Annotated in this window: 21 protein-coding genes; 7 read left to right on the forward strand and 14 right to left on the reverse strand. The window is 53.4% G+C overall.

The features are described from left to right. Positions 1-11 precede the first annotated feature (11 nt). Both serS and cysG read left to right on the forward strand, forming a co-directional pair. Positions 12-1,307, forward strand: coding sequence for a serine--tRNA ligase (gene serS / locus AC4FIC_RS03725; RefSeq protein ID WP_100257054.1), 1,296 nt, complete (start codon positions 12-14; stop codon positions 1,305-1,307). A gap of 105 nt (positions 1,308-1,412) precedes the next feature. Beyond that, positions 1,413-2,834: a siroheme synthase CysG gene (gene cysG / locus AC4FIC_RS03730; protein ID WP_100257055.1), complete on the forward strand. Its 1,422-nt coding sequence runs from the start codon at positions 1,413-1,415 to the stop codon at positions 2,832-2,834. Here the strand turns inward: cysG and AC4FIC_RS03735 are convergent. The 6 genes from AC4FIC_RS03735 to AC4FIC_RS03760 all read right to left on the reverse strand — a co-directional run bounded on the left by AC4FIC_RS03735 (position 2,831) and on the right by AC4FIC_RS03760 (position 5,979). Continuing rightward, positions 2,831-3,820: a glycosyl transferase family protein gene (locus tag AC4FIC_RS03735; RefSeq protein ID WP_476194129.1), complete on the reverse strand. Its 990-nt coding sequence runs from the start codon at positions 3,818-3,820 to the stop codon at positions 2,831-2,833. The two genes, cysG and AC4FIC_RS03735, sit on opposite strands and share 4 nt — an antisense overlap. Further along, the gene (locus AC4FIC_RS03740; RefSeq protein ID WP_158524328.1) at positions 3,820-4,131 is read right to left on the reverse strand and encodes a TusE/DsrC/DsvC family sulfur relay protein; all 312 of its coding nucleotides are present in this window, start codon (positions 4,129-4,131) and stop codon (positions 3,820-3,822) included. The genes AC4FIC_RS03735 and AC4FIC_RS03740 overlap by 1 nt, the downstream gene beginning before the upstream one ends. A 4-nt stretch (positions 4,132-4,135) precedes the next feature. After that, positions 4,136-4,399 carry a hypothetical protein gene (locus tag AC4FIC_RS03745; protein WP_100257058.1) on the reverse strand — a complete coding sequence of 88 codons (264 nt, stop codon included), beginning with the start codon at positions 4,397-4,399 and terminating at the stop codon, positions 4,136-4,138. Continuing rightward, on the reverse strand, positions 4,399-4,746 hold the full coding sequence (locus AC4FIC_RS03750; RefSeq protein ID WP_273285551.1) for a DsrE family protein: 348 nt from the start codon (positions 4,744-4,746) through the stop codon (positions 4,399-4,401). Before AC4FIC_RS03750 ends, AC4FIC_RS03745 begins: the two co-directional genes overlap by 1 nt. Positions 4,747-4,754: 8 nt before the next feature. Next, positions 4,755-5,141: a sulfurtransferase complex subunit TusD gene (tusD, locus tag AC4FIC_RS03755; protein WP_100257060.1), complete on the reverse strand. Its 387-nt coding sequence runs from the start codon at positions 5,139-5,141 to the stop codon at positions 4,755-4,757. A gap of 166 nt (positions 5,142-5,307) precedes the next feature. Further along, the gene (locus tag AC4FIC_RS03760; RefSeq protein WP_100257061.1) at positions 5,308-5,979 is read right to left on the reverse strand and encodes a Bax inhibitor-1/YccA family protein; all 672 of its coding nucleotides are present in this window, start codon (positions 5,977-5,979) and stop codon (positions 5,308-5,310) included. Positions 5,980-6,273: 294 nt separating this feature from the next. Between AC4FIC_RS03760 and AC4FIC_RS03765 the strand changes: the two genes are divergently transcribed. After that, positions 6,274-6,909, forward strand: coding sequence for a TetR/AcrR family transcriptional regulator (locus tag AC4FIC_RS03765; protein WP_100257062.1), 636 nt, complete (start codon positions 6,274-6,276; stop codon positions 6,907-6,909). Positions 6,910-6,984: 75 nt separating this feature from the next. Here the strand turns inward: AC4FIC_RS03765 and AC4FIC_RS03770 are convergent, their stop codons facing one another. Next, a complete protein-coding gene (locus AC4FIC_RS03770) occupies positions 6,985-9,633 on the reverse strand; it encodes a helicase-related protein (RefSeq protein ID WP_100257063.1) in 2,649 nt (882 codons plus the stop codon). A gap of 258 nt (positions 9,634-9,891) precedes the next feature. Here AC4FIC_RS03770 and AC4FIC_RS03775 point away from each other — a divergent pair, with 258 nt between their 5' ends. Then, positions 9,892-12,819 carry an insulinase family protein gene (locus AC4FIC_RS03775; protein ID WP_100257064.1) on the forward strand — a complete coding sequence of 976 codons (2,928 nt, stop codon included), beginning with the start codon at positions 9,892-9,894 and terminating at the stop codon, positions 12,817-12,819. A 54-nt stretch (positions 12,820-12,873) separates the two neighbouring features. Here the strand turns inward: AC4FIC_RS03775 and xthA are convergent, their stop codons facing one another. Beyond that, positions 12,874-13,698, reverse strand: coding sequence for an exodeoxyribonuclease III (gene xthA / locus AC4FIC_RS03780; protein WP_287419089.1), 825 nt, complete (start codon positions 13,696-13,698; stop codon positions 12,874-12,876). Between the two features lie 87 nt (positions 13,699-13,785). Between xthA and AC4FIC_RS03785 the strand changes: the two genes are divergently transcribed. After that, positions 13,786-14,355 carry a thymidine kinase gene (locus AC4FIC_RS03785; RefSeq protein ID WP_100257066.1) on the forward strand — a complete coding sequence of 190 codons (570 nt, stop codon included), beginning with the start codon at positions 13,786-13,788 and terminating at the stop codon, positions 14,353-14,355. Positions 14,356-14,437: 82 nt separating this feature from the next. Here the strand turns inward: AC4FIC_RS03785 and AC4FIC_RS03790 are convergent, their stop codons facing one another. Both AC4FIC_RS03790 and AC4FIC_RS03795 read right to left on the reverse strand, forming a co-directional pair. Then, the gene (locus AC4FIC_RS03790; protein WP_100257067.1) at positions 14,438-15,310 is read right to left on the reverse strand and encodes a metal ABC transporter permease; all 873 of its coding nucleotides are present in this window, start codon (positions 15,308-15,310) and stop codon (positions 14,438-14,440) included. Beyond that, complete coding sequence (locus AC4FIC_RS03795) at positions 15,303-16,040, reverse strand: metal ABC transporter ATP-binding protein (protein ID WP_100257068.1); 738 nt, start codon at positions 16,038-16,040, stop codon at positions 15,303-15,305. The genes AC4FIC_RS03790 and AC4FIC_RS03795 overlap by 8 nt, the downstream gene beginning before the upstream one ends. A gap of 418 nt (positions 16,041-16,458) precedes the next feature. Here AC4FIC_RS03795 and AC4FIC_RS03800 point away from each other — a divergent pair, with 418 nt between their 5' ends. Together AC4FIC_RS03800 and AC4FIC_RS03805 are read left to right on the forward strand one after the other, a co-directional pair. Next, the gene (locus AC4FIC_RS03800; RefSeq protein WP_100257069.1) at positions 16,459-16,779 is read left to right on the forward strand and encodes a rhodanese-like domain-containing protein; all 321 of its coding nucleotides are present in this window, start codon (positions 16,459-16,461) and stop codon (positions 16,777-16,779) included. Between the two features lie 266 nt (positions 16,780-17,045). Beyond that, positions 17,046-18,692, forward strand: coding sequence for an MDR family MFS transporter (locus AC4FIC_RS03805; RefSeq protein ID WP_100257070.1), 1,647 nt, complete (start codon positions 17,046-17,048; stop codon positions 18,690-18,692). 104 nt (positions 18,693-18,796) lie between these two features. Here AC4FIC_RS03805 and AC4FIC_RS03810 read toward each other — a convergent pair whose 3' ends face one another. From AC4FIC_RS03810 to AC4FIC_RS03825, 4 genes are all read right to left on the reverse strand, one after another. Then, positions 18,797-19,333 (reverse strand): rhomboid family intramembrane serine protease, encoded by a 537-nt coding sequence (locus AC4FIC_RS03810; RefSeq protein ID WP_100257071.1) that lies wholly within the window; start codon positions 19,331-19,333, stop codon positions 18,797-18,799. 197 nt (positions 19,334-19,530) lie between these two features. Continuing rightward, a complete protein-coding gene (locus AC4FIC_RS03815; RefSeq protein WP_273284370.1) occupies positions 19,531-20,292 on the reverse strand; it encodes a hypothetical protein in 762 nt (253 codons plus the stop codon). 147 nt (positions 20,293-20,439) lie between these two features. Further along, positions 20,440-21,114, reverse strand: coding sequence for a response regulator (locus AC4FIC_RS03820; protein ID WP_227003801.1), 675 nt, complete (start codon positions 21,112-21,114; stop codon positions 20,440-20,442). Continuing rightward, a complete protein-coding gene (locus AC4FIC_RS03825) occupies positions 21,111-22,271 on the reverse strand; it encodes a sensor histidine kinase (protein ID WP_145980264.1) in 1,161 nt (386 codons plus the stop codon). The genes AC4FIC_RS03820 and AC4FIC_RS03825 overlap by 4 nt, the downstream gene beginning before the upstream one ends. Between the last annotated feature and the right edge of the window lie 180 nt (positions 22,272-22,451).

Here is a 22,451-nt window from a genome sequence, read left to right on the forward strand (position 1 = left end):
GACTCAGCAAGATGCTTGACATTAAGCAGCTCAGACAAGACCCGGAAGCGATAGCACTGATACTTAAGACCAAAGGATTCCACCTCGATGTGGTCTCTTTTCAATCGCTGGAGTCCAGTCGAAAGTCCTTACAGGTTGAGACCGAAGATCTTCAGGCGCAGCGTAAAAAAGCGTCCAAGGCGATCGGTGATTACATCCGCCAGGGCATGAGCACCGACGACGCTAAAACCAAGGTTCAACAGGTCCTCGACGAGATCGCCATGACCCTGGGTCAGAAGGAGGTCGCTCTCAAAGCGGTTCAGGCCGAATTGGACGATATGCTCTACTCAATACCCAATCTACCGGACGCCTCGGTGCCCGCTGGAAAGGATGAGGCAGACAATGTCGAGGTGCTCAAGTGGGGTCAGCCGGGCGAGTTCAGCTTTCCAATTCGAGATCACGTCGATGTCGGTGCGGCCCTCAATGGTTTGGATTTCGAAATGGCCGCCAAGTTGACTGGCAGTCGTTTTGCCGTGATGCAGGGCCAAATTGCTCGGCTGCACCGGGCTTTGGGTCAGTTTATGCTCGATGTCCAGACCCTCGAGCATGGCTATTTGGAAACCGCCGTGCCCTTTATGGTTAATAAAGACTCCTTGTTTGGTACCGGTCAGTTGCCTAAGTTCGGCGAGGATCTGTTCAAGGTTGAATTCGATCAAGACTACTATTTGATTCCGACCGCCGAAGTGCCGCTGACGAATATGGTGCGCGACACCATCCTGAACGAGCAGGATTTGCCGATTAAGATGGTCGCTCACACCCCCTGTTTTCGCGCCGAGGCCGGCTCTTATGGGCGTGATGTGCGCGGCATGATCCGCCAGCATCAATTCGAGAAAGTCGAATTGGTGCAGATCGTTAAAGCCGAGGACGCCACGGCGACGTTGGAACTGTTGACCGGCCATGCCGAAGCCATCTTGCAGAAGCTTAGTTTGCCGTATCGCAAAGTCATCCTGTGTGGCGGTGATATGAGTATCGGCTCTGCCAAAACCTATGACCTCGAAGTATGGTTGCCGGCCCAGAACGCCTATCGAGAAATTTCATCCTGCTCGAATATGTCTGACTACCAGGCACGACGCATGCAGGCGCGATATCGCAATTCGACAACCAATAAGACTGAGCTGGTCCATACGCTCAATGGTTCGGGTTTGGCGGTGGGTCGTACACTGGTTGCGGTATTGGAGAACTATCAGTCAGAGGCTGGTTTGAGCGTACCAGAGGCGTTGGTGCCTTATATGGGTGGCTGTACCTTTATTCCGTACGTTGCCCAATAAAGTGCCTTGGCTCCGCTAAAAAACCCCGAAAGGGGTTTTTTTAGGGCCGCCCTAAGCCTCCAGTGAACATCGTTGGCTTGCCCGTTTTTTTAAAAGGAGAACGTCGTGGATTATTTTCCGCTCTTTCATCGCTTTGCGGATCAACAAATAGTGGTAGTCGGTGGTGGGACCATTGCGCTGCGCAAGATCACCCTGCTCGAAAAGAGCGGCGCGCGGATTCGAGTTATTGCCCCGGACATCCTGGCTGCGCTCAAAAACCGCGCCTCCTGTGAGTGTATCGAGCGCGAATTCATCGATAGGGATATTCAGGATTGTTCGCTCGTGGTTGTAGCCACCAACAATGGTGTCCTCAACAGTCATATTAGCGTTCTGGCCCGGGCTCAGGGGCTATTAGTCAATGTTGTGGATTCGCCCAGTCTCTGTAATGTGATTTTTCCTTCCATCGTAGATCGCAATCCGCTGGTCATCGCCATTACCTCGAGCGGTCAGGCGCCGGTACTGGCACGATCGGTTCGGGCTAAGCTGGAAAGTACCATCCCAGCCAGTTATGGCCAACTGGCCGCGCTGGCGGCACGCTTCCGTGCCGAGGTAAAAGCAACCTTTAGCCGTTCGGCCGATCGGCTCAGCTTTTGGGAGAAAATTCTCAATGGCGTTACCGCCGAACACGTTTACGCCGGCCGGATGGCTCAGGCTGAGCAGAGTTTGGTGGCCACACTGCATAATCCGGAGCTGCGCAAGCGCGGGGAAGTTTATTTGGTCGGCGCCGGTCCCGGAGATCCGGATCTATTGACCTTTAAGGCCTTACGGCTGATGCAGCAGGCCGATGTGGTGGTTTATGACGCCTTAGTCTCCGATGCGGTCATGGAGCTGGTTCGGCGCGATGCCGAACGCATCTATGTCGGCAAACGTCGAGCTCAACATACCCTTGCACAAGGCGATATAAACCAACTCTTGGTGGATCAGGCTTTGCTGGGCAATAGGGTGTTGCGCCTTAAGGGTGGCGATCCCTTTATATTTGGCCGGGGTGGGGAAGAGATCGACCTCTTGGCGGAACAGGGCATTGCCTTTCAGGTGGTGCCGGGCATTACCGCTGCATCGGGCTGTGCCGCCTATGCGGGTATTCCGTTGACCCACCGGGATTTCGCCCAATCGGTGCGTTTTGTGACCGGGCATCTGAAAGATGGCAGTGCGAATTTGCCCTGGGCGGAGCTGGTCTCAACCAGTCAAACGCTGGTCTTCTATATGGGCTTAAGTGGCATCGGTACCATCTGCCAAAAGCTTGTCGAGCACGGTCGTGATCCGCACACCCCGATAGCTCTGATCCAGAAGGGTACCACCCCTGAGCAACGAGTCTTTATTGGTACCCTGGCGACCATGCCGGGGATCGTCGAACGTGAAAAGCCCAGGGCCCCGACGCTAACCATAGTCGGTGAGGTGGTCTCGTTACACGACAAGTTGAGTTGGTTTGGGCCGTCGACCTCTAACGATGCCCATGGGCAATCCACAGCTCAGGGCCCTGGCGACTAATGGCGCTGTGCCCACCATTGGGCAACAGTGGCCTGGGCCTCGGCCAGCGTAATCCGCTGCAAGGCCGAGACAATAAGGGCTGCCGTTTGCAACACGGCCGCCTGGCCATAACCATCCCCTTCATTATTGTCCCAGAGCGCCAAGAGCGGATCCAGCTGGGCTTTTTCGGGCCGCAAAGCCCGGCGTGCCAAGACCGGTTCAAGCTTTTGTTGGTCATTCTGAGCGCCGGCATGGCTGGCAATAGCCGTTAGGCTGTCTGGCCGGACCTCAAATTCACCGCCATCGCCCTTGAGCACCAGGTTATTGTTCTGGCCCAGAAGAATCGCCGTTTGGTGATGCAGTGCCATATAGGCGGGATGAAACATGCCTTGAAGGGTTAAACCCGCCTGTAACGGATTGATATGTCGGACCAAGGTGTTGGCCGGCGAGCGCAGACCCAGCTCCGCCTTCATATCGATAAGCGCGGACAGTACCGGCGCAATATCGGCTAACGCCATATAGCAGATGTTAGTCCGCTGAAGCTCGACCTGCGCCGCGTTCAGGCTGGAAACCACCGCAATATCGAGCACCCGACAGACGTCGATGGCATATTGCCGGCCCGCGGTGTGTTCGCCACCGCCGTGGATAAAGATGGAAATGCCATTGCGCGCCAGCAGTCGAGCGGCCAACAGATACCAGGACGGTTGCTTCTTTTTACCGGCATAGGCCGGCCAATTGACATCGACCGAGCAGGTCGGAGCAAGCGTTAGCGGTTGAATGCAGGCACTGACCATGCCGGCCAATTCTTCGGCGGTTTCTTCCTTAACTCGCATCAACATTAGAAAGGCACCCAGTTGGGCGGGTGTAATGGTCTCGTTCAAAATAGCGCCCATTACAAAGGCTGCCTCATCGAAACTCAAATTCCGAGAGCCACTCTTACCGCGCCCCAGGGCGCGAATCATGGCGGGCATGGTGTATTGTTCGGTTAGGGTGTTCGGATTTGTCATTAGAGGCAATTCTTTGGTTTGGGGAGGCCGGCCAAGAGCGCCAGCGCTCGGGCTGGACTCTCGCCATATCGATGCATTAACCAGATACTGTTGCCTATATCTGGACCAAATTCGGTTTTGATGTGTTTTACCAGTGGCCGCATCGGCGGGGATAGGTCAAAGGTGAAATAGAACTGCCGCAACGCCGCTACCAACTGTTGGTCAAGCTCTTGCCAGGGCAAGCCGAGCGCGCCGGCGGTGGCGCCGGCCCAGTCGTCGGTCCAGTGCTGGGCATCAAGCAGAAAACCCTGGTGATCGGTGGTTAAACTCATGTGCTCACCATACGATCGTTTTAGCACTGAGGGCGCTGAGCTCAACCCAACGGGCATCATCGATCAGGGTCCAGTCGCCATCGGGTTGACCGCCGAGCTTGTCAATCTCGACTTGCCGAACCATCGCCTGACACGCATAGGGCCGGGCACGGTAGCATAGGGGTAAGGCCCGGCCAGTCAGTAACAGCACATCATCGGCCACAAGTAGTTGTTGAAACAGCTGTTGTTCGAGCTCGCTTGGGATCTGCGTGAGCGTTAGCAATTGCATTAAAAAACCTCCACGTGATCGGCCTGTTGGCACCACAAGGCCAAGTCCTGCAGCGCAAGGGGTTGCACCGATTGTTGGAGCGGCTGGTCGGGGAACAGTAGGGTTTGATGCTCCTGACAATAAAAGAGCGCTTCGCTGCCATAGAGGGGCAGGGCAGAGAGCTGCTTTTCCAGGGATTTCTGCTCTGTAGGAGCCTGTTGGGCGAACAGCCAACTGATGCCCTGTTCAAAGAACACCACACGATGGTCGATATCGAACAGAGCCAAACTCATGATGGCCTCCAAAATCTCATGACTTTGGCGTCCTTGGTAGGGGCTCTGTTTAATAATAATCAGGTTAAAGCTCATGCAGGACTCTATTTAAAGGTGATAATTCGGTCCACATCGTGGAAACCGGTGGCCCACTGGCCCAAACCCGTCAGTTCAAAACAGGCCGCGCTGGTTGTCACGCTTTGCTGATAACGGGCACTCTCGGCCTCATCGAGCACGCCGCGGTTGCTGGCGGCGGCGATACACAGGAGCAGATCAACATCGGCCAGCGCCAGCGACTGCCAATAGGCCAACGGATTGGCTTCATCGCTGGCCGGTGATTGGCTAAGCAAGCCATGATAAACCCCATCAAAAAAGAAAAACACGCGCGCTATATCATGACCGGCAGTCCAGGCCGCCTCGACAAAGCAGCGCACATCCGCGGCGTTATTGGCCGCCCAGGGTGCACCATAAACATTGAGTTGGAAACGCATCGATGAAATAGCCCGTAACACAAAGTGCAATTATAACGGAGCGGGCTCGGAATAGAACGGTTTGTTCGCCGTCTGAGCCGGGGTTGCGCCAGTTTGGGGGCTTTTACCGTGTTTTGCGAGCCAAAAAAAAGGCCGCAAATGCGGCCCCTTTGACAATTACTGTCGATCAGTCGTCGCTGCTCAGAAAACCAACCAGAACCAGCAGATGGACAAACAGGTTGTAGATATCCAGATACAAGCTAACGGTGGCGCGGATATAGTTAGTTTCACCGCCATTCACAATTCGGCTGGTATCAAACAGGATCATCAGCGACATCAGCAGCACAACACCACCGGAGATGGCAATGCTCATGGCCGGGATGGCGAAGAATATATTGGCAATCATCGCCACAACCATGACGATCATGCCGACCATCAGGAAGCCGCCTAAAAAGCTGAAATCCTTTTTGGTGGTGACCGCATAGAAGGATAAACCAAAGGTTACGATGGCGGTGCCACCGAGCGCTTGGGCAACGATTGAAGGACCGTTTGCCATGGCTAGATAATGATTCAGCATTGGCCCAAGACCAGCGCCTAACAGACCGGCAAAGACGAATGTCCAGACGATGCCCATGCTGGAGTTATAAGTACGGGGTAAAACGAACCAGACAATTCCGATGGCCGCCAGGCTCATGATCATCGATGCACCCTGAGGCAAGCCCATGGCCATAGAAATAAGCGCCGTGGCTGCACTGAATAGCAGGGTCATAGACAACAACATATAGGTATTGCGCAAGACTTTGTTGGTCGCCAGTGCCGACTCGGGACGAGCCGTAGCGATTTGATCGTATTGGGCCATTTAAGACGCCTCCAAATTATTACTTCAGGTTAACATTCCCTTAGTGCGGGTCAGAACCGTTACTTTCAAGGGTTATGTCTAGTCTGTTTCAAAACAGGGGTGTTGTTCAAGCATTATGCTGTACTTATGCCATTTATTTACTCGCCGGAATTCTATTTCCGTTGTTATACGTTGTAAACGTCAGCCTTTTAGGGGTGAAGGGTCGTTATTTAGGCAAAAAAGTACTGCAACAGTGAGTGAAAAAGACTACTCTCATTGTTTTAAACGATCGTTTGAATTCAGTGGGGACTCAGTATGAGCCAAGCCGACACCGTAACCCGCATCCTCGATTCGGCTGAGCAATTGTTCGCTGAAAAGGGTTTTGCCGAGACGTCCTTGCGCATGATCACCACCCGCGCAAAGGTCAATCTGGCCGCGGTTAACTATCATTTCGGGTCTAAAAAGGAATTGATTCAGGCGGTTTTTGCCCGTTTTTTAACACCCTTTACGCTCAAGTTAAGCAAGGAGCTGGATGCCGTCGTGGCCATTAAACGGGATCCGGATTTTCGGGATGTCTTAGGGGTGCTGGCCAGTACCATGCTCACCGGCGTTGCCCCTAACGATCACTACAACAAGTTATCGGTTTTTATGCGCTTGCTCGGTCTGGCCTATACCCAGGCGCAGGGCCACTTACGGCGCTTTCTGTATGAAAACTATGCCGAGGTCTATGGCCGCTTTATCGGTTATTTGAAACTCGCCCATCCGGATCTATCCAGCGAAGCCATCTTCTGGCGCTTGCACTTTGCCATCGGTGCGGCGGTGTTCACCATGTCGAGTATTGAGGTATTGAGAAGTATGGCCCAGACCGATACCGGCATCGATACCAGTGTCGAACAGGTCATGGCCCAGTTGATTCCATTTCTGGCAGCAGCGTTGGAGCAGGAAGCGTAGCCCGATCTGACTAGCCGGCGGCGCCAACAGAACCTTTGGGCTCTGCTGGCGCCGGCCGACAAGGCCTACCAACGCTTAGAGCGAACCCGGTGGGGCACAGAGAATTAAACGCACGCCACTGGTTATAAATTCGCACGACTGGTGTGCGGCCCATTCTTGTTCCGTTTGGCTGATCAAGGCAGAGACATCGTCGAGGCTGACCAGTGGGTTGACCGTTTGCAGATAAGTCAGACGCTCGATGCGGGCCTGATTGCTATGTTTTAGCGATTGGCCGCTCTCGGTCATAGCCTGATCAAAACGCAGTTGCGCCAGGCGTTGACTGGTTTCATACAGGGGTGCGATGCGATCTTTGGCCTGACGAATCATATTACGCGCCAACTTAACCGGTAGGGCCTTGATCTGGGCCTGCAGGCTGTCCTCGGCCAAGACCGCATCCAAATCCTTATCACCACCTTCTAACACTAAGGTTCGGAACAGGCTGTGGCTCATATGGGGCTTAATGGCATGGCCAAAGCGTTCGGGCATGGATATAGACCACTGTACCTCCATCAGCAACTGACCCGCCGGCACCTGAGTGGTCTGCAATACCGCGATGCTCGCTTGACCCAATTCGGTTCCTTGCAGAATGTCCATCAGACCCTGGATAAAGGGGTGTTCCCAGGATAAAAACAGGGTGTCTTCCCGTGCGCTGGCGCGTGCCCGGTCAAAGGTGACCACGGCCCCGCCTTCGGGAATGCCCGGTAGGGTCGGAATCAACATATTGCTCGATGGGATCAATTCATAAACCCCATCGGCGATCGACTCAAAATGCAGATTGAGCAGATTGGCGGCCATTTCGACCACATCGAGCGGATGGTGTTGTTCCAGCTGTTCGATGACGGCCTTGATCTCATCGGCTTCGGGCTGGCGACAGGAATTTAGCTCGAGCAATATATCTCGACCGCTTTCGAGCTGTTCGGCCAGACTTTTTAATTCGCCCTGAATCTGCTCTTTCAAATCATCGGATGGTGCATCAAACCACTGGGCCGCATAGCGTTCATGGATTGCGCTGGCCGCCGGTTGAATCTGTTCGACGCAGCGCAATGTGTTGTGATACCACTCAAAGCGTTGTTGATCATCGGATTCGGCCAGTAGATAGGCGTGAATCTGGATGGTTTGGGTTTGGCCGATACGGTCCAGTCGGCCGATACGCTGTTCCAGCATATCGGGGTGAGTCGGCAGATCCCATAAAATAAGATGATGGCAAAATTGAAAATTGCGTCCCTCTCCGCCGATCTCGGAACAAACCAAGATCTGCGCGCCGCCATCGGCTTCGGCAAAATGGGCCGCAGCGCGATCGCGTTCGATCAGGTCCAGGTCTTCATGGAAGGAGGTCGCCTCCAGACCGTGTTTTTGAAAGAGTTGAAAGGCGACATCCTTGGCGGTGTCCATATCGTGTGCGATCAAGAGGATTTTTTGGTCCCGATGCAGCAACAGCCATTTGGCCAGGGCGGCGATACGGCCAGCCTCATCATCAAACAGGGTTAGATCGGCTTGACGGGAATGGAACCCGGCGACGCCCTTACGGGTATTGCGATACACCACGCGACCGGTGCCATGGCGGTCGAGCAGGGCGCTGAGCGCCCGTTGATTGTCGTTATTCCATTGAATGCCCAAGGCTTCCAGTTCGGCAATATGGGCCGGCGTCACATTATCGTCATCTAGCGCGCGTGCCAGACCGGACAGTTCGGTAAAGCTCGACTCATCTTGCTGATACTTTTCTATACTGGTGAAACGGCCGGCATCCAACAGCTGTAGCCGACCAAAGTGGGCATTCATGCCCAGTTGCTCCGGCGTAGCGGTCATTAACAAAAGATGCGGGGTCTGTTCGGCCAGTATAGTCCAATGCAACAATTCGGCATTGGGTTCGGTGGGCAGATGGTGGGCTTCATCGACCACCAGCATATCCCACTCCTGCTCCATGATTTGCGCCAGACAGTCGATGTTGCTCAATTCTCGATGGCTGATCAGATGCACCTGGCCGATGCCGAAGTCGTGCTCTTCACTCTGGTACAGCTCGCAGTAGAGCGAGAAGCGGCGGATCAATTCCACCAGCCACTGGGCTTGCAAGGCTTCAGGCACGGCGATCAAAACCCGTTTGGCGCGACCCTGATGCACCAAACGGTTGATGATCAGACCGGCTTCAATGGTTTTGCCCAGACCGACTTCATCGGCGAGCAGGGCGCGCACATGGGTGTGTTCGGTGGCTTTCTTGGCGACATAGAGCTGATGCGGCAGCAATGACGAACGGGTGCCGAGTAGGCCGTTCATATGGCCATTCCAAATGGCTTGAATACCGCGGGTTAGGGCAGAGCGGAACGAAAACCAGTTTGGATGATCGGTTTGCCCGGTTAGCAGGCGCATCACCGGGTTGTTGCGCTTGACCGTATCGGCCAGGTCGGTTTCGGTGACCATTTGAGCGGTGGTGGTCTCATAGATGATCAAACCGTTTAGGTGATGGACCTCGGCTATCTCCATCGGCCCCTGTTCACGGTGCTCTAGGGTATCGCCTATTTCTAAGACCAGTCGGGTGAGCGGAGCGTCGCGCAAGGCATATTGACGTTCGGTGTCGCAATCCGGGAAAAACAATCTGACCGCACGCGGGTCCAACCCCTGAACCAGACCCAAGCCTAATTCAGGCTCACTGTCGACTAACCAACGTTGACCTTGCACGAATTGCGTCATATTGACCTCTCAGACTATTAAGGGCCGGTATTCTACTTATTCTGACCAACTATGAAAGGCCGAAAAGAGTATCGAACCCCCGTTTTCCGGCTAAAGAGCGCACTGTTTGGCGCCGGCTAAGGCCCAAAGCCATTATCGAACCCGCATTAGGCCCGCCAAGCTTGCATCTTAAGGCCTTACCGACCTAAGCTAGCAGGCAACTAAGCCAGGTTCGCGGCCATTCCGTCGCCACCTGAGTCATTAAAACATAGAGGAACTATGACCGAATTGAATCTTAAGATGACCGAACTATCCCCATTCGACGCGTTTGAGTCGGTGGATTCGCGCTATATTGAATCCCTCAATGTACGTTTGGAGCATTATCGTCACAAAAAAACCGGGGCCGAACATTTCCACCTGGCCAGCGATCTCGACGAAAATGTCTTTATGGTGTCATTACGCACCATGCCCCAAGATTCCTCCGGCGTGGCCCATATATTGGAACACACCGCGCTCTGTGGTTCGCAGAAATACCCAGTGCGCGACCCGTTTTTTATGATGACCCGCCGCTCGCTCAACACCTTTATGAATGCCATGACCAGCAGCGATTGGACGGCCTATCCCTTTGCCAGTGAGAATAGCAAAGACTACGAGAATCTGCTCTCGGTCTATCTCGATGCGGTGTTCTTCTCGCGGCTCGACAAACTGGATTTCCTGCAGGAAGGGCATCGTCTGGAATTTGAAGATATGAGCGACCCTCGCACACCCTTACAATACAAGGGTGTGGTCTTTAATGAGATGAAGGGCGCGATGAGCTCGCCGGTATCGCACCTGTATCAGGTCTTCAAAAGCCATATGTTTCCGTCCAATACCTATCACTATAATAGTGGCGGCGACCCGGAACATATTCCGGATCTTACCTACGAACAGTTAAAGACGTTCTATACGACCCATTATCATCCGTCCAATGCCACCTTTTTCACCTTTGGTAACCGGCCCGCCGCTGATATCCAGGCGCGGATCGAGACGTTGGCCTTAGATCGCTTTGAACCTCTCAACCACAAGCTGTCGGTGCCGCTGGAAAAACGCTTCAATCGCAAGTTGCGCGTCGAAGATGCCTATCCGTCCGAAGGCGATGTGGCTGACAAGACATTCTTATCGCTCGGCTGGCTGTTAGGCGAAAGTACCGATCTGTTCGCCCAACTGGAGGCGCATCTGCTCTCCGATCTATTACTCGATAACAGCGCATCCCCGCTGCGCCATGCTTTAGAAACTAGCGGCTTGGGCACCAATCCCTCGCCCCTGTGCGGCCTGGAAGATTCGAATCGTGAAATGATGTTTATGTGTGGCATTGAAGGCAGCAATGGCGACCAAGCCGATGCCTTTGAAGCGCTGGTGATCCAAACCTTGACCGACATAGCCGAGCAGGGCGTTAGTCAGGACGATGTTGATGCCATGCTGCATCAGTTGGAGCTATCTCAACGGGAAATTACCGGTGATGGCCAGCCCTATGGTTTACAGCTGATCTTTTCAGTCACCGGTGCGGCCACTCATGGCGGTTCGGTAATGGAGTCGCTGGATATTGACAAGGCCCTGGCACAATTGCGCGTCGCATCGGCCCAACCGGGCTATATCAGTGACCTGATCCATCGTCTATTACTCGATAACAGCCACAGTGTACGCCTTATTATGCGTCCGGATCCGCTCTACTCAGAGCGCCAAGCGGCCAATGAACGGGCTCGTTTGGATGCCATTCAAGCCCAGCTGAGTGACGCTGAGGCTCAGGCAATAGTCGATGCTTCCTTAGCCCTCAAGGCCCGCCAGGAACAGGATGACGATAGCGAAATCCTACCCAAGGTCACGCTCAGTGATGTCAAGCCGGCCGTGAAACGGCAAACCTCCGTGCAGGAGCGGCCGATGATTCAGTACGCCGCGGGCACCAACGGTTTGGTGTATCAGCAGTGGTACTGGCCTATTCCCGATCTGACCGACGCCGAACGCCGCCTATTACCGCTCTATACTGCGCTGCTGCCGGAACTCGGTGCCGGTAAACTCGATTACCTGGCCACCCAGCAACGTCAGGCCGCCAAAACCGGTAATGTTAATCTGTACTCCCTCTACAAGCCGGAAATAGGCGATGTCGATGCGATCAATGGCTATCTGGTTTTCACCGGCAAGGCGTTGGAGCGCAATGCCGGCGACCTGTCGCAGATTATGAAAAGTCATTGGCTCGAGGCGCGTTTTGATGAGCGCACTCGAATCGCCGATTATCTCAGTTTAATGAGTTCACGCCGCGTTCAGGGCATTACCGGTGGCGGCCACGGTTTGGCGATGCAAGCGGCATCCGCCTGTCATAGCCTGGGCAACTCCCTGACCTATGATGCGACCGGCTTGCCGGCGATTCGGCGGCTACAGAACTGGGTTAGCGACTGGAAGGCTGATCCGGCGCTGTTAGAGGTCTGGCTGGAGCAGTTGATCGCCTTGCATCACAAGTTTCAGGCCCAGCCGGCGCACGGGTTGTTGGTTGGCGAAGCCCCTCGTTTGGCTGGGTTGGAACAGGAATTATTGCGCCATGGCATCGAGCTGGGTGCGGAAAACCATTCCAAACGGCAGCAGATCGGCCAGTCGAGCGATCGGCAAATTGTCTGGAGCACGGAAACTCAGGTGAACTTCTGTTCGGCGGCCTATAAGACCGTCTCTGCCAGTCATCCGGATTCGGCGGCTTTGACGGTTTTGGGCGGGGTCTTACGCAATAATTATCTGCATCGCACGATTCGCGAGCAGGGGGGTGCCTATGGCGGCGGGGCCTCGCACGATAACAGCAATGGTGTGTTCCGCTTCTATTCCTATCGTGACCCGCGCTTAGAGGAAACGCTGCAGGACTTTAGTGGCAGTTTGGACTGGTTGAGCAGCGGTCAATTGACCGATGCCCAGGTAGAAGAATCGGTCTTGGGGGTGATGGGGTCGCTCGATAGACCGGGTTCACCCGCAGGCGAGGCGAAGGGTGCCTATCAAAACCGGCTCTTCAACCGCACCGATGCGTTCCGAGAAACCTATCGTGAACGGCTGCTTGCGGTCGATAAAAAGCAAATTCAGAGCGTTGCAGAACGCTATTTGGGCGCCGAGAACCGATCACAGGCGGTGGTGACCGATCTCAAAAATGCTCAAAAACTGGCGGACGCTGGCTTCGATTGGCAAAAAATCTAAGCCGTAGCTACTCATTCGGTGCCGGTTGTAACCTTCCGGCGCCGGATTTTTTTGTTAAACCAAGTCTAAATTCAATTCCAACCAAGCCGGCGCGTGATCGCTCGGTCGTTCCATGGCGCGGATGTCATAATCGATACCCGTCGCTCGGATCAATGGAATCAGCGGGGCAGAGATCATAAGTTGGTCGATGCGCAAACCCCGTTTAGGTTCATCAGCAAAGCCCTTCGAACGATAATCAAACCAACTGAACCGATCATTGACCTGCGGATGCGCAATTCGATAGGAGTCGGCCAAGCCCCACGCGCGGATCTTTTCAAACCAGACCCGTTCCTCAGGCAAAAAGGCTGATTTACCTTCCTTAAGCCAACGCTTGGCATTCTTCTCGCCGATACCGATATCTTCATCCACCGGGGCAATATTGAAATCGCCCAGGACGATTAACAGGTCATCGGGCTTGGCTTCGCTATTCAGCCAGTCCAGAAGGTCGGCGTAGAACTTGCGTTTTGCCGGCCATTTAGTTGGGTGGCTGTCGCCTTCGCCTTGCGGGAAGTAGCCATTGATCACCGTCAGAATACGGCCATCCTGCGTCGGATGGCGGCTGATAATGAGGCGCCGTTGATCGTCCTCGACATCCGTGGGGAAACCACACTGATGCTCTACGGCACTGCGGCTCAGCGTCGCCACGCCATGGTGCGCCTTCTGACCCCAAACCTGAGACACCAGGCCGGATGCGGCCTGGACATCCTCGTGCGGGTACATATCGCTGTGCACCTTAATCTCTTGGAGACCGAGTATATCGGGATCGTGGCGCGTTTTGAGTTCGGCCAATTGATGAAATCTGGCGCGGATACCATTGATATTAAAGGAAATAATTTTCATTAGACGCGATTACCATTGAGACCAACGAGGGAAGACCGTTATTATTGACGACTCGATCCCAAATTAATACCAACAGTGTGCATTCTTATGGCTCAACTTTATTTTTACTACTCGGCAATGAACGCTGGCAAGTCCACTGCGCTGCTGCAATCGGACTACAATTATCACGAACGGGGCATGACAACGCGCCTACTGACGGCCCAACTCGACAATAGATTTGGTGATGGCCGCATTGCGTCCCGGATCGGGCTGGAAAAGCCAGCTGACACCTTCAATAACGAAACCGATCTGATCGCCTGGTACAAAGACGGCAATCCGGTCGATTGTGTCTTTATCGATGAGGCCCAATTCTTGACCAAGAAGCAGGTCGATGATCTGGCCTTTATGGTGGATACCATGAAATTACCGGTGCTCTGTTATGGCATACGCACCGACTTTCGCGGCGAACTTTTCACCGGGTCTGAACGCCTATTGGCCATCGCCGACAAGCTCACCGAACTGAAGACGGTCTGTCACTGCGGACGCAAGGCTATCATGGTGATGCGGATGGATGAAAACGGCAAGGCCTTGACCGACGGAGCTCAAGTGGAGATTGGCGGCAATGAACGCTATGTATCGATGTGTCGGAAACACTACTATGAGGCGTTATATCAGTAAGGACAGCACGTAACCTGAAGCGAGTTAATCTTAATAAATAAGATTAACTATGTGTTATAAGTTATTGATTATTAACGGGCATCTATACCGTTAGGTGTTTGCGCTTGGCATTGATTAGGGTGGTCAACATGCCCTTGTTGAGGCCGAAAAATATCGAGACAATATAGCAGGCGCCCAGGCTGGTGATGATCATCGGGCTGGTCGGCACACTGATATAGTAGGAAAATAACAGGCCAGACACACAGGCCCCAAAGGCGAGCAACATCGACAGTAAGATCATCGACTCCAGTTGCCGTACCCAAAAGCGCGCGATCGAGGCGGGCAATATCATCAGGCCGACCGACATCAGGGTGCCCATAGCGTGAAAACCACTGACCAGGTTTAAGACCACGAGCATCAGAAAGCCATAGTGGGCGATGGAACTGAAGCGACTGATAGACTTGAGAAAATCTGGATCGACGCACTCCATCACCAAGGGCCTATAAATCAGGGTCAGCGCAATCAGAGTGATGGCACAGATGCTTAAGAGCAGAATCAAAGCGGTGTTATCCAAGGCCAGGGTCGAGCCAAATAGGACATGCATCAGGTCAACATTGCTGCCCGACATAGAAATAATCATCACCCCGATCGCCAGCGACGTCAGGTAAAAGGCCGCCAGGCTGCTATCCTCACCGGTGCCGGTTTTACGCGCGGTTAAACCCGAGAGTAGGGCGACCAGACTGCCGGCAATCAGCCCGCCGATGGTCATGGCCGTGACCGACAGGCCAGCAAACAAAAAACCAACGGCGGCGCCGGGTAGGATGGCATGAGACATGGCATCGCCGGTCAGACTCATCCGACGCAACATTAAAAACACCCCGATTGGCGCGGAGCTAACCGATAGAACCAGGGTGCCCAGCAGGGCGCGGCGCATAAAGGCAAATTCGATAAAGGGACCGATTAATAGATCAAGCATGGTCGTGTACCGCACAGATTTCAGGGTCTAACTCGTCCGCAAAGCCGAGGCTACTGGCGCGATTTAAATTATCGGGTGTTAGCACCTGCGCCGTGTCACCCATGGCGATCAGCTCGCGGGACAGGAGCAGGGCGCGGGGAAAGTAGCGTCTGACCAGACTCAAGTTATGAATCACCGCGACAATGGTCGCACCATTACTATGCAGGTCGGTGATGACCTGCATCAGATCCTCAACCGTCTGTTCATCGACACCACTGAAGGGTTCGTCTAACAGCAGCAAGCGCGCCTGCTGCATCAGCTTGCGGGCAAATAACAGGCGTTGAAACTGGCCGCCGGATAGGGCATCTAGGGTGCGATGCTCCAAGCCCGCCAAACCGACCTTAACCAAGGCCAGATGAATTCGCTCACGGTGATGTTTTTTGACCTGACCAAAGGCACCCAATTCCTGCCACAGCCCGGTCGCGACAAACTGTTCGGCGGTGATTGGAAAGGTGCGGTCGACCGCGCTAGCTTGGGGCAGATAGCTGATATCGTTTTTGCCGATGCCATTAAAGACCACCCGACCCTCAATAGGCGTCAATTGGCCTAAAATCGACTTAAGCAACGTCGACTTGCCAGCGCCATTGGGGCCGACCAAGGCGATGAAGTCACCCTCAACAATGGTGGCATTGAGATGATGGACCGCCGGATGACGATCGTAACCTAGGGTGAGGTTCTCAAAGGTCAACATTAGAGCGCGCCCCAAACCAATAGGCAGAGGATCGCGAGGCAGGACAAGACCAAGAGCAGTCGATATTTTAAGTCAGCGTAAAAAAACCGCACAGGGAAACACTCGGTTAGTAAGATGAATGAAATGATACATCATATCAATTTGTATTGGCACGTCTGCGCGGTCGAAGAGACTATATTTAAGCGATAAAGGATGTGGCGTGAACGATAATCATCGACAAGCCGAGGAATTATGCCGAAATCGACCAGGATCGAAGTATGACCCAGCCATGACCCAGAAGAGTACCAGCACCATATATCGCTATTTCCTGTAATCTTTATTACAGGAAATAGCAAAATGAACCGATTAATCAGCTTCTCTTACCCCTATATTAGGCGTACCTTATGTTGATACTAACCCAATCCACAGGCTGTAGACTATGTTTGGATTCTTAAAGAAGTTATTTGCCGACGACACCGATGCGCTCCTCGATGCACTGCGCCAAGGCGCCAGCATTATCGATGTTCGATCCGCGGCTGAATTCAGTTCCGGTTCTGTTACCGGCGCTATTAATATAGCCCACACCGACATTGGCAATGCTCAGATCCAGATTGCCACGCTCAGCGTGCCGATTATTGTCTGCTGTGCTTCGGGTATGCGCTCGTCGATGGCCCTGGAAGAACTGAAGCGAATGGGCTTTGATCCGGTAATCAATGGCAAAACGTGGAACCGTATAGAGCAACTCAAACAAAAGCTTTAACCGTCCGGCCTTAAGTTATGGCCGAGTGTCCCCAATGCCCGGCCCAGATCAGCGGTAAGGCCGCGCATCCTAGGGTAGCTTCGCTGAGGCGGTCAGAATGCGTGTCAAGACTGTTTCACTAGGGCGCCCAGACGGAAAAAATCTATCATCGCACGGCAGTATTAGCCTGAAACCGCCCTATTTCCATAGGATTCCGGACGTATAGGTATTTTTTTATCGATTACTCTAAAAATCGGCATCCGCCTTTTTTGTGACTTGGAGAAGAAATGACTACAACAGAACAGGGCCCGGTTATCAGCCCGGCCGAACGCAAAGGAGCGTTGGTCGGTGTTTTATTGGCTCTCTTTATGGCCGCACTGGACCAAACCATCGTTTCCACCGCGACCCCGATGATTATCAAAGATCTGGCCTTTCCAACCAATTGGATAACCTGGTTAACCACCTCTTATCTGGTAACCAGCACCGCGCTCTTGCCGATCTGGGGTAAGTTGTCCGACCTCTATGGTCGCCGACCGATGCTGATGTGGGGTTTGGGCATTTTTGTGGTGGCCTCGGTGCTCTGCGGCCTATCGCAAACCCCGCTGCAGTTAGTCATTTTTCGCGCGATGCAAGGCGCCGGCTCTGCGGCTATTTTTGCCAATGCCTTTGCCGTTGTCGGCGATCTCTTTGAACCGCGCGACCGGCCCAAATATCAAGGGCTGTTCGGTGCCATGTTTGGTTTGAGTTCGGTCATTGGCCCCTGGATTGGCGGACTCTTGACCGATTACATCAGTTGGCATTGGGTATTTTTGGTCAATGTGCCGGTCGGCGGCGTGGCCATGTGGTTTATCTATAAGAGGATGCCGCTGTTGCGCCATACCACCGGGCAACAGATCGATTTCTATGGTGCGGCCCTGCTCCTGTTGTCGGTTGTGCCACTGCTTATCGCGCTATCGTTGGCACCGGTCAGCTATGCCTGGAACTCGCTGGAGATCCTCTCGATGTTTGCCCTATCGTTCCTAGCCACCTTTGTCTTTATTCGCCATGAGCTGAAACACGACGGTGCCATACTGGACCTCGATCTCTTTAAGGATCGTGCCTTCAGCCTGACCGCATTGGCTTCTTTTTCCTTGGGTGCCGTCTTTTTAGGTTCGATCGTGTTCATTCCGCTCTATATGGTCAATGTCTTGGGCGTCAGCGCGACCAGTTCCGGTGCGACCCTGACGCCCCTAACCCTGGGTCTGGTGTTTGGTAATGTGGTCAGTGGTCAACTAGTCTCCCGCATTGGCTCCTATAAGCCGGTCTTGATTCCAAGCCTGGTGGTTCTGATGCTGAGCTATCTGTGGCTAGCCCTAACCCTCGACGCGGATCAGACCCAGCTCAATGTTATTATCAAACTGGTGGTCTTAGGCATGGCGTTAGGGCCGACCATTCCGCTCTATACCCAGATGATGATCAACACGGCACCGCGCAAGAAGATGGGGGTTGCCTCGTCATCGGCGACCTTTGTGCGCCAAATGGGCAGCAGCATGGGCTTAGCCTTTCTCGGTACGGTGTTCAGCGCGCATCTGGCCATGGGTTTTGCAACTCAGATTGAACCGCAGATCCCGGCCCAGTTTAAGGTGGCTTTGACCTCTGATATGAGTGCTGAGGAAGCCCAATCCCATACCAAGAGTCAGGCCGCATCGTTCGATTTTGATCAACTGAGGCGGTCGATACAGGAACAGGTGACCGAACCAACCGCTCAGGCTCAGGCCATGGCAAAGGTGGACACACTGCAACGCAGTTTCAGGGTGCTCTGGGCCGATGCGACCCGGCAGATATTCTGGTTTGGCTTCTTTATTATTGTTATTGGTCTACTGTTCACCGTCTTTATTCCGGAAGTCCCGATGGGGCCGGCGCAGAAAAAGCCTGCGAAAGAAAAGGTTGCCTAGCGCAGCCGCCGCGCAGATATTAAACCCAGCCTAGGCTGGGTTCTTTTATGCTCTGGCGCGCTTTAAGTCGAATGCCGTTACCCTGCCCCTTTGTCTATCCTAGACTATTTGGCCATGTATTTAGCCAGCCAGAGCCCGCTGATCAGACCCGAGAAATGTGCAGCAAAGGATATACCCTGGCGTATTTCGGTTAACGACAGCAGCAACGAACCGTAAATCAGAATCGTTACCGCCGCAAAGACGATTGATTTTAAATCCCTGCGATGCCACGCCGCTGCAATAAGGAAACCCCAATAAGCAAAAATGAGTCCCGATGCCCCGACCACATAGCCCGGACTGGCCAGCAGCCAAGTAAAGACGCCCGTTGTGACAATGAGACTGATGGTAATCGAATAGAAGCGACCGCGTTGACTGGCACTGACCATTATGGCCAATACCGCAAGTGGGCCAATATTACCCAAAAAATGCGCCAGGTTGCCGTGTAAAAACGGCATAGTAAGGATCCCGAGGAAACCGTGCAGGCTGCGAGGTTGTAGGCCAAAAGCGCGCAAATCGACCGGCGACAGCAGCTGCACCAGGGCCACTAGGCTGATAGTTACGACCAGCAGCAGGGGCCCAGCCATGATCTTAGGTTTTTCCATGCCCTGTTCCTCTTTCCTTTAAAGGTTATTTGTTCGCTTGGACCTCAGCGACCGCCGGATACATCGAGGAAGGCACCGGTGATCAAGGCCATTGGCTTCATAAACTGGTTTCGTTTGTGGTCCAGGGAGATACAGAATAACCATCGCGCGGCCCATTAGGAAGTTTTCCCAACCAGGCCCAGCAATCAAGTTGCGCGCTAGACGGGCCCAACAACTGGGGCCTGCTCGGCGATTTCAGGTACCGGGCTGGACTGCGGATCAACAATCAGGGGTTCCAGCGTTTGATAGGAGATTTTAAGGTGGACGCTGTTCCAGACCAGATCTTCGACAAAACGTTCCATCATCATTTCATAGGCGGTGCGATCTGGCCGGGTGAGGAACATCTTTTGGGCGATCTTGCAGGAATTAGCCAAGCTGCGCCGTGTCACTGCGAGGTTTAGATAGTTTTCGATGATTTTGACCAGATCGGAGGCCTTGAACTGATCCATTCGCTGCAACAGTTCGGCGAACAAGTCCTGTTCATGCTGTTGTTCGAGTTCCAGCATCCCCGGTTGCAGCCCTTGCTCAATCGCATCGCTGAGCGTCAAGGCGCCTGAAAGAAATTTATAATCGAGCAACAGCCTATGGGCCTGAGCACTCAGGGTGATATTGACCGGTTGGGTGTCGAGTCTTCGGTCCCGTCGGCGCCGTTTTTTGGCCGATAAGGCACGCCGCAATCGACCCCAATCGTCATCCTCGAGCGCCTCGATTAGGACCACTTGAGCCGTCTGATAGAGTTCGTCATCGGGCGGGTCAATGCTGCGCCAATGGCTCAGATGCGTTTTAAGACTGGCAATCCCGGTGCGATGAATAGGATGCTCCGGGTGGCCAAGCCAATCCGGCAGGGTCAACTGATAATCGAGCCAGTCGAGGCAATCGAGCCAGTCTCTGGCATTGAGTTGGTAACGTGGCCTGGCCATAACAATTCAACTATCCAGTAAAAAATGGGTTGGTAATAGGCCCGAGGGCCGACTGATATCAGAGTATATCGGTAATTTCGTCTACACTGTAGTCTTTTAGAGCGATATTTAAAGATCCAAGAGGAAAATGCTCTAATGCCTTACAACCTATATGATCCCGAGCTCTAACGCTTTTAGTACCGCCCGGGTCCGATCTCGGACGCCCAGCTTGGCCAAAATATTGGAGACATGGTTTTTAATGGTGCCTTCCGATTTGAAAATGGCGCGCGATATCTCTTTATTAGAGTAGCCTCCGGCCATCAGGCGTAAAATTTCAATTTCACGTTGGGTTAAGGGATCTTGCACCGGATCTTTCTCAACGCGACTGCCACCGTCTTTCTGCAATTCGGTAAAGCCTTTTATCACCCGTTCCGTTACCGCTGGCTGAATCATGGTTTCCCCGCGGTGGACGCAATCGATCGCCTCGACAAGAGACTCAAGTGACACATCCTTTAGCAGAAAGCCTCGCGCGCCGGCTCGTATGGCATTTAACACCAGCTCGTGATCATCGAAGGTGGTGAGAATAATCACGGGGATGTCGATGCCAGTATCTTTCATCTGCTTTAGGGTCGATACACCATCGAGTTTGGGCATTCGGATGTCCATCAGCACCACATCGGGCGCGAGCGGTGCAAACAGACTCAGGGCCTCTTCGCCATCACCCGCTTCGCCGACTATATCGATATGCCCCGCCAGATTGAGTAAGGATTTAATCCCTTCGCGCACGAGGTTTTGGTCGTCGACCAACATTACTCTAATCATTTTTTGCGCTGTAGCAGTCATAGTGCCTCCATGGTTGGGATGCGGATGTTCAGGCCAAAGCCCCTCGCGGTGTTAATATCGATGTGGCCGCGTAATTTCTCGATGCGTTCGCGCATCCCTTTTAGGCCGTTACCCTCGTGAATGCTCAGTTGGCAATGACCATTATCCTTGACCGCCAGTTCAACCTGATGGGGCTGCTGAGCCAGACTAATATGCATTTCACTGGCATTGCCATGCTTCAAGGTATTGGTGATTGCCTCCTGGACGCAGCGAAACAGAGTTTCGGCGGTTTTTGCATCGTTGAGCTTAAAATTGGGTGCCACGACGAGATCGATCTTCAAGCGTGGAATTTGCGCGACCAATGCATCCAATGCATCCTTAAGCCCGATATTGGAGCCTTCACGCATCTCGTGCACCGTTTCGCGCACATCGGTAAGCAATTGTTTGGCGACCCAATGGGCCTCAACGACATGGGCCTTGTTTTCACCTTCGGTGGTATAGGTTAAATACTGTAATTTTAGAATCAGAGCCGTTAAATGATGTCCCAAACCGTCGTGCAGGTCACGTGAGATGCGCAGTCGCTCACTTTGTTTGGTTGATTCCTGTAACAGCGCCTGGGTGGCAATCAGCTCGCGATTGAGCATGGTGATTTCATCGCGTGCTTCCTGTTCTTGGATAACCCGCTGACTCATGCGAAAGGCAAATAGGTTAAAAGCCCCACCTAGAGCGGTCCATACCAAGGCATCAGGCGTTTGCCAGTAGAACGCATTGTAAAAGTAGTCGATAGCAATCAGCGCTAACGCACCCATTAGCGCCGGCAAGTGATTAAACCGAATCGGTAACTGGGCCGCTAGGGCGACGGCCAATATCGACACCACCCCTGAGTTGGTTAGGGTGCGGATCAGTAAAATGGCAATCAATTGGCCCACCACCGACAGCTGACGAATTCGGCTGTCCATCCGTTTAAAGGGCTGTTCGCGTGTGGTGAAGTAAAAACCAAGAATAAACAGTAATAGGCAGAGTACGATGGTTAATAACTTGAGTTGGCCTGCCAAGGTATCGGCCGGCTCAGAACTGAGGGTTAAGTAGCAGACAATGGCCCAAGCCAAGTATCCGGTCATGCCTTCAACGTTCTGGGCTAAGGAGTTTTGGTACACGCTATCCACTATTTTTCTCAAACCAATTTCCTTTAGATTCTAATGCGCCTATTGCCGGCTGCCCAGTGACTAAGGTCACTGTTGCTATTCAAATGAAGCCATGATCATATGGTATGCATGGCAACAAATCTGCAACTATCCGTCTTTCGGACTCACAGGCACCAACCTGCCCTATTTTCCCATTACGAGGCTCATCCGTGA

The organism is Reinekea sp. (genome assembly GCF_982785585.1).

What these genes read in the sequence shown, in the direction of transcription:
- serS (WP_100257054.1), top strand. Translation starts at nt 12, where the DNA reads ATGCTTGACATTAAGCAGCTCAGACAAGACCCGGAAGCGATAGCACTG.
- AC4FIC_RS03735 (WP_476194129.1), bottom strand. Translation starts at nt 3,820, where the DNA reads ATGACAAATCCGAACACCCTAACCGAACAATACACCATGCCCGCCATG.
- AC4FIC_RS03740 (WP_158524328.1), bottom strand. Translation starts at nt 4,131, where the DNA reads ATGAGTTTAACCACCGATCACCAGGGTTTTCTGCTTGATGCCCAGCAC.
- AC4FIC_RS03745 (WP_100257058.1), bottom strand. Translation starts at nt 4,399, where the DNA reads ATGCAATTGCTAACGCTCACGCAGATCCCAAGCGAGCTCGAACAACAG.
- AC4FIC_RS03750 (WP_273285551.1), bottom strand. Translation starts at nt 4,746, where the DNA reads ATGAGCTTTAACCTGATTATTATTAAACAGAGCCCCTACCAAGGACGC.
- tusD (WP_100257060.1), bottom strand. Translation starts at nt 5,141, where the DNA reads ATGCGTTTCCAACTCAATGTTTATGGTGCACCCTGGGCGGCCAATAAC.
- AC4FIC_RS03760 (WP_100257061.1), bottom strand. Translation starts at nt 5,979, where the DNA reads ATGGCCCAATACGATCAAATCGCTACGGCTCGTCCCGAGTCGGCACTG.
- AC4FIC_RS03765 (WP_100257062.1), top strand. Translation starts at nt 6,274, where the DNA reads ATGAGCCAAGCCGACACCGTAACCCGCATCCTCGATTCGGCTGAGCAA.
- AC4FIC_RS03770 (WP_100257063.1), bottom strand. Translation starts at nt 9,633, where the DNA reads ATGACGCAATTCGTGCAAGGTCAACGTTGGTTAGTCGACAGTGAGCCT.
- AC4FIC_RS03775 (WP_100257064.1), top strand. Translation starts at nt 9,892, where the DNA reads ATGACCGAATTGAATCTTAAGATGACCGAACTATCCCCATTCGACGCG.
- xthA (WP_287419089.1), bottom strand. Translation starts at nt 13,698, where the DNA reads ATGAAAATTATTTCCTTTAATATCAATGGTATCCGCGCCAGATTTCAT.
- AC4FIC_RS03785 (WP_100257066.1), top strand. Translation starts at nt 13,786, where the DNA reads ATGGCTCAACTTTATTTTTACTACTCGGCAATGAACGCTGGCAAGTCC.
- AC4FIC_RS03790 (WP_100257067.1), bottom strand. Translation starts at nt 15,310, where the DNA reads ATGCTTGATCTATTAATCGGTCCCTTTATCGAATTTGCCTTTATGCGC.
- AC4FIC_RS03795 (WP_100257068.1), bottom strand. Translation starts at nt 16,040, where the DNA reads ATGTTGACCTTTGAGAACCTCACCCTAGGTTACGATCGTCATCCGGCG.
- AC4FIC_RS03800 (WP_100257069.1), top strand. Translation starts at nt 16,459, where the DNA reads ATGTTTGGATTCTTAAAGAAGTTATTTGCCGACGACACCGATGCGCTC.
- AC4FIC_RS03805 (WP_100257070.1), top strand. Translation starts at nt 17,046, where the DNA reads ATGACTACAACAGAACAGGGCCCGGTTATCAGCCCGGCCGAACGCAAA.
- AC4FIC_RS03810 (WP_100257071.1), bottom strand. Translation starts at nt 19,333, where the DNA reads ATGGAAAAACCTAAGATCATGGCTGGGCCCCTGCTGCTGGTCGTAACT.
- AC4FIC_RS03815 (WP_273284370.1), bottom strand. Translation starts at nt 20,292, where the DNA reads ATGGCCAGGCCACGTTACCAACTCAATGCCAGAGACTGGCTCGATTGC.
- AC4FIC_RS03820 (WP_227003801.1), bottom strand. Translation starts at nt 21,114, where the DNA reads ATGACTGCTACAGCGCAAAAAATGATTAGAGTAATGTTGGTCGACGAC.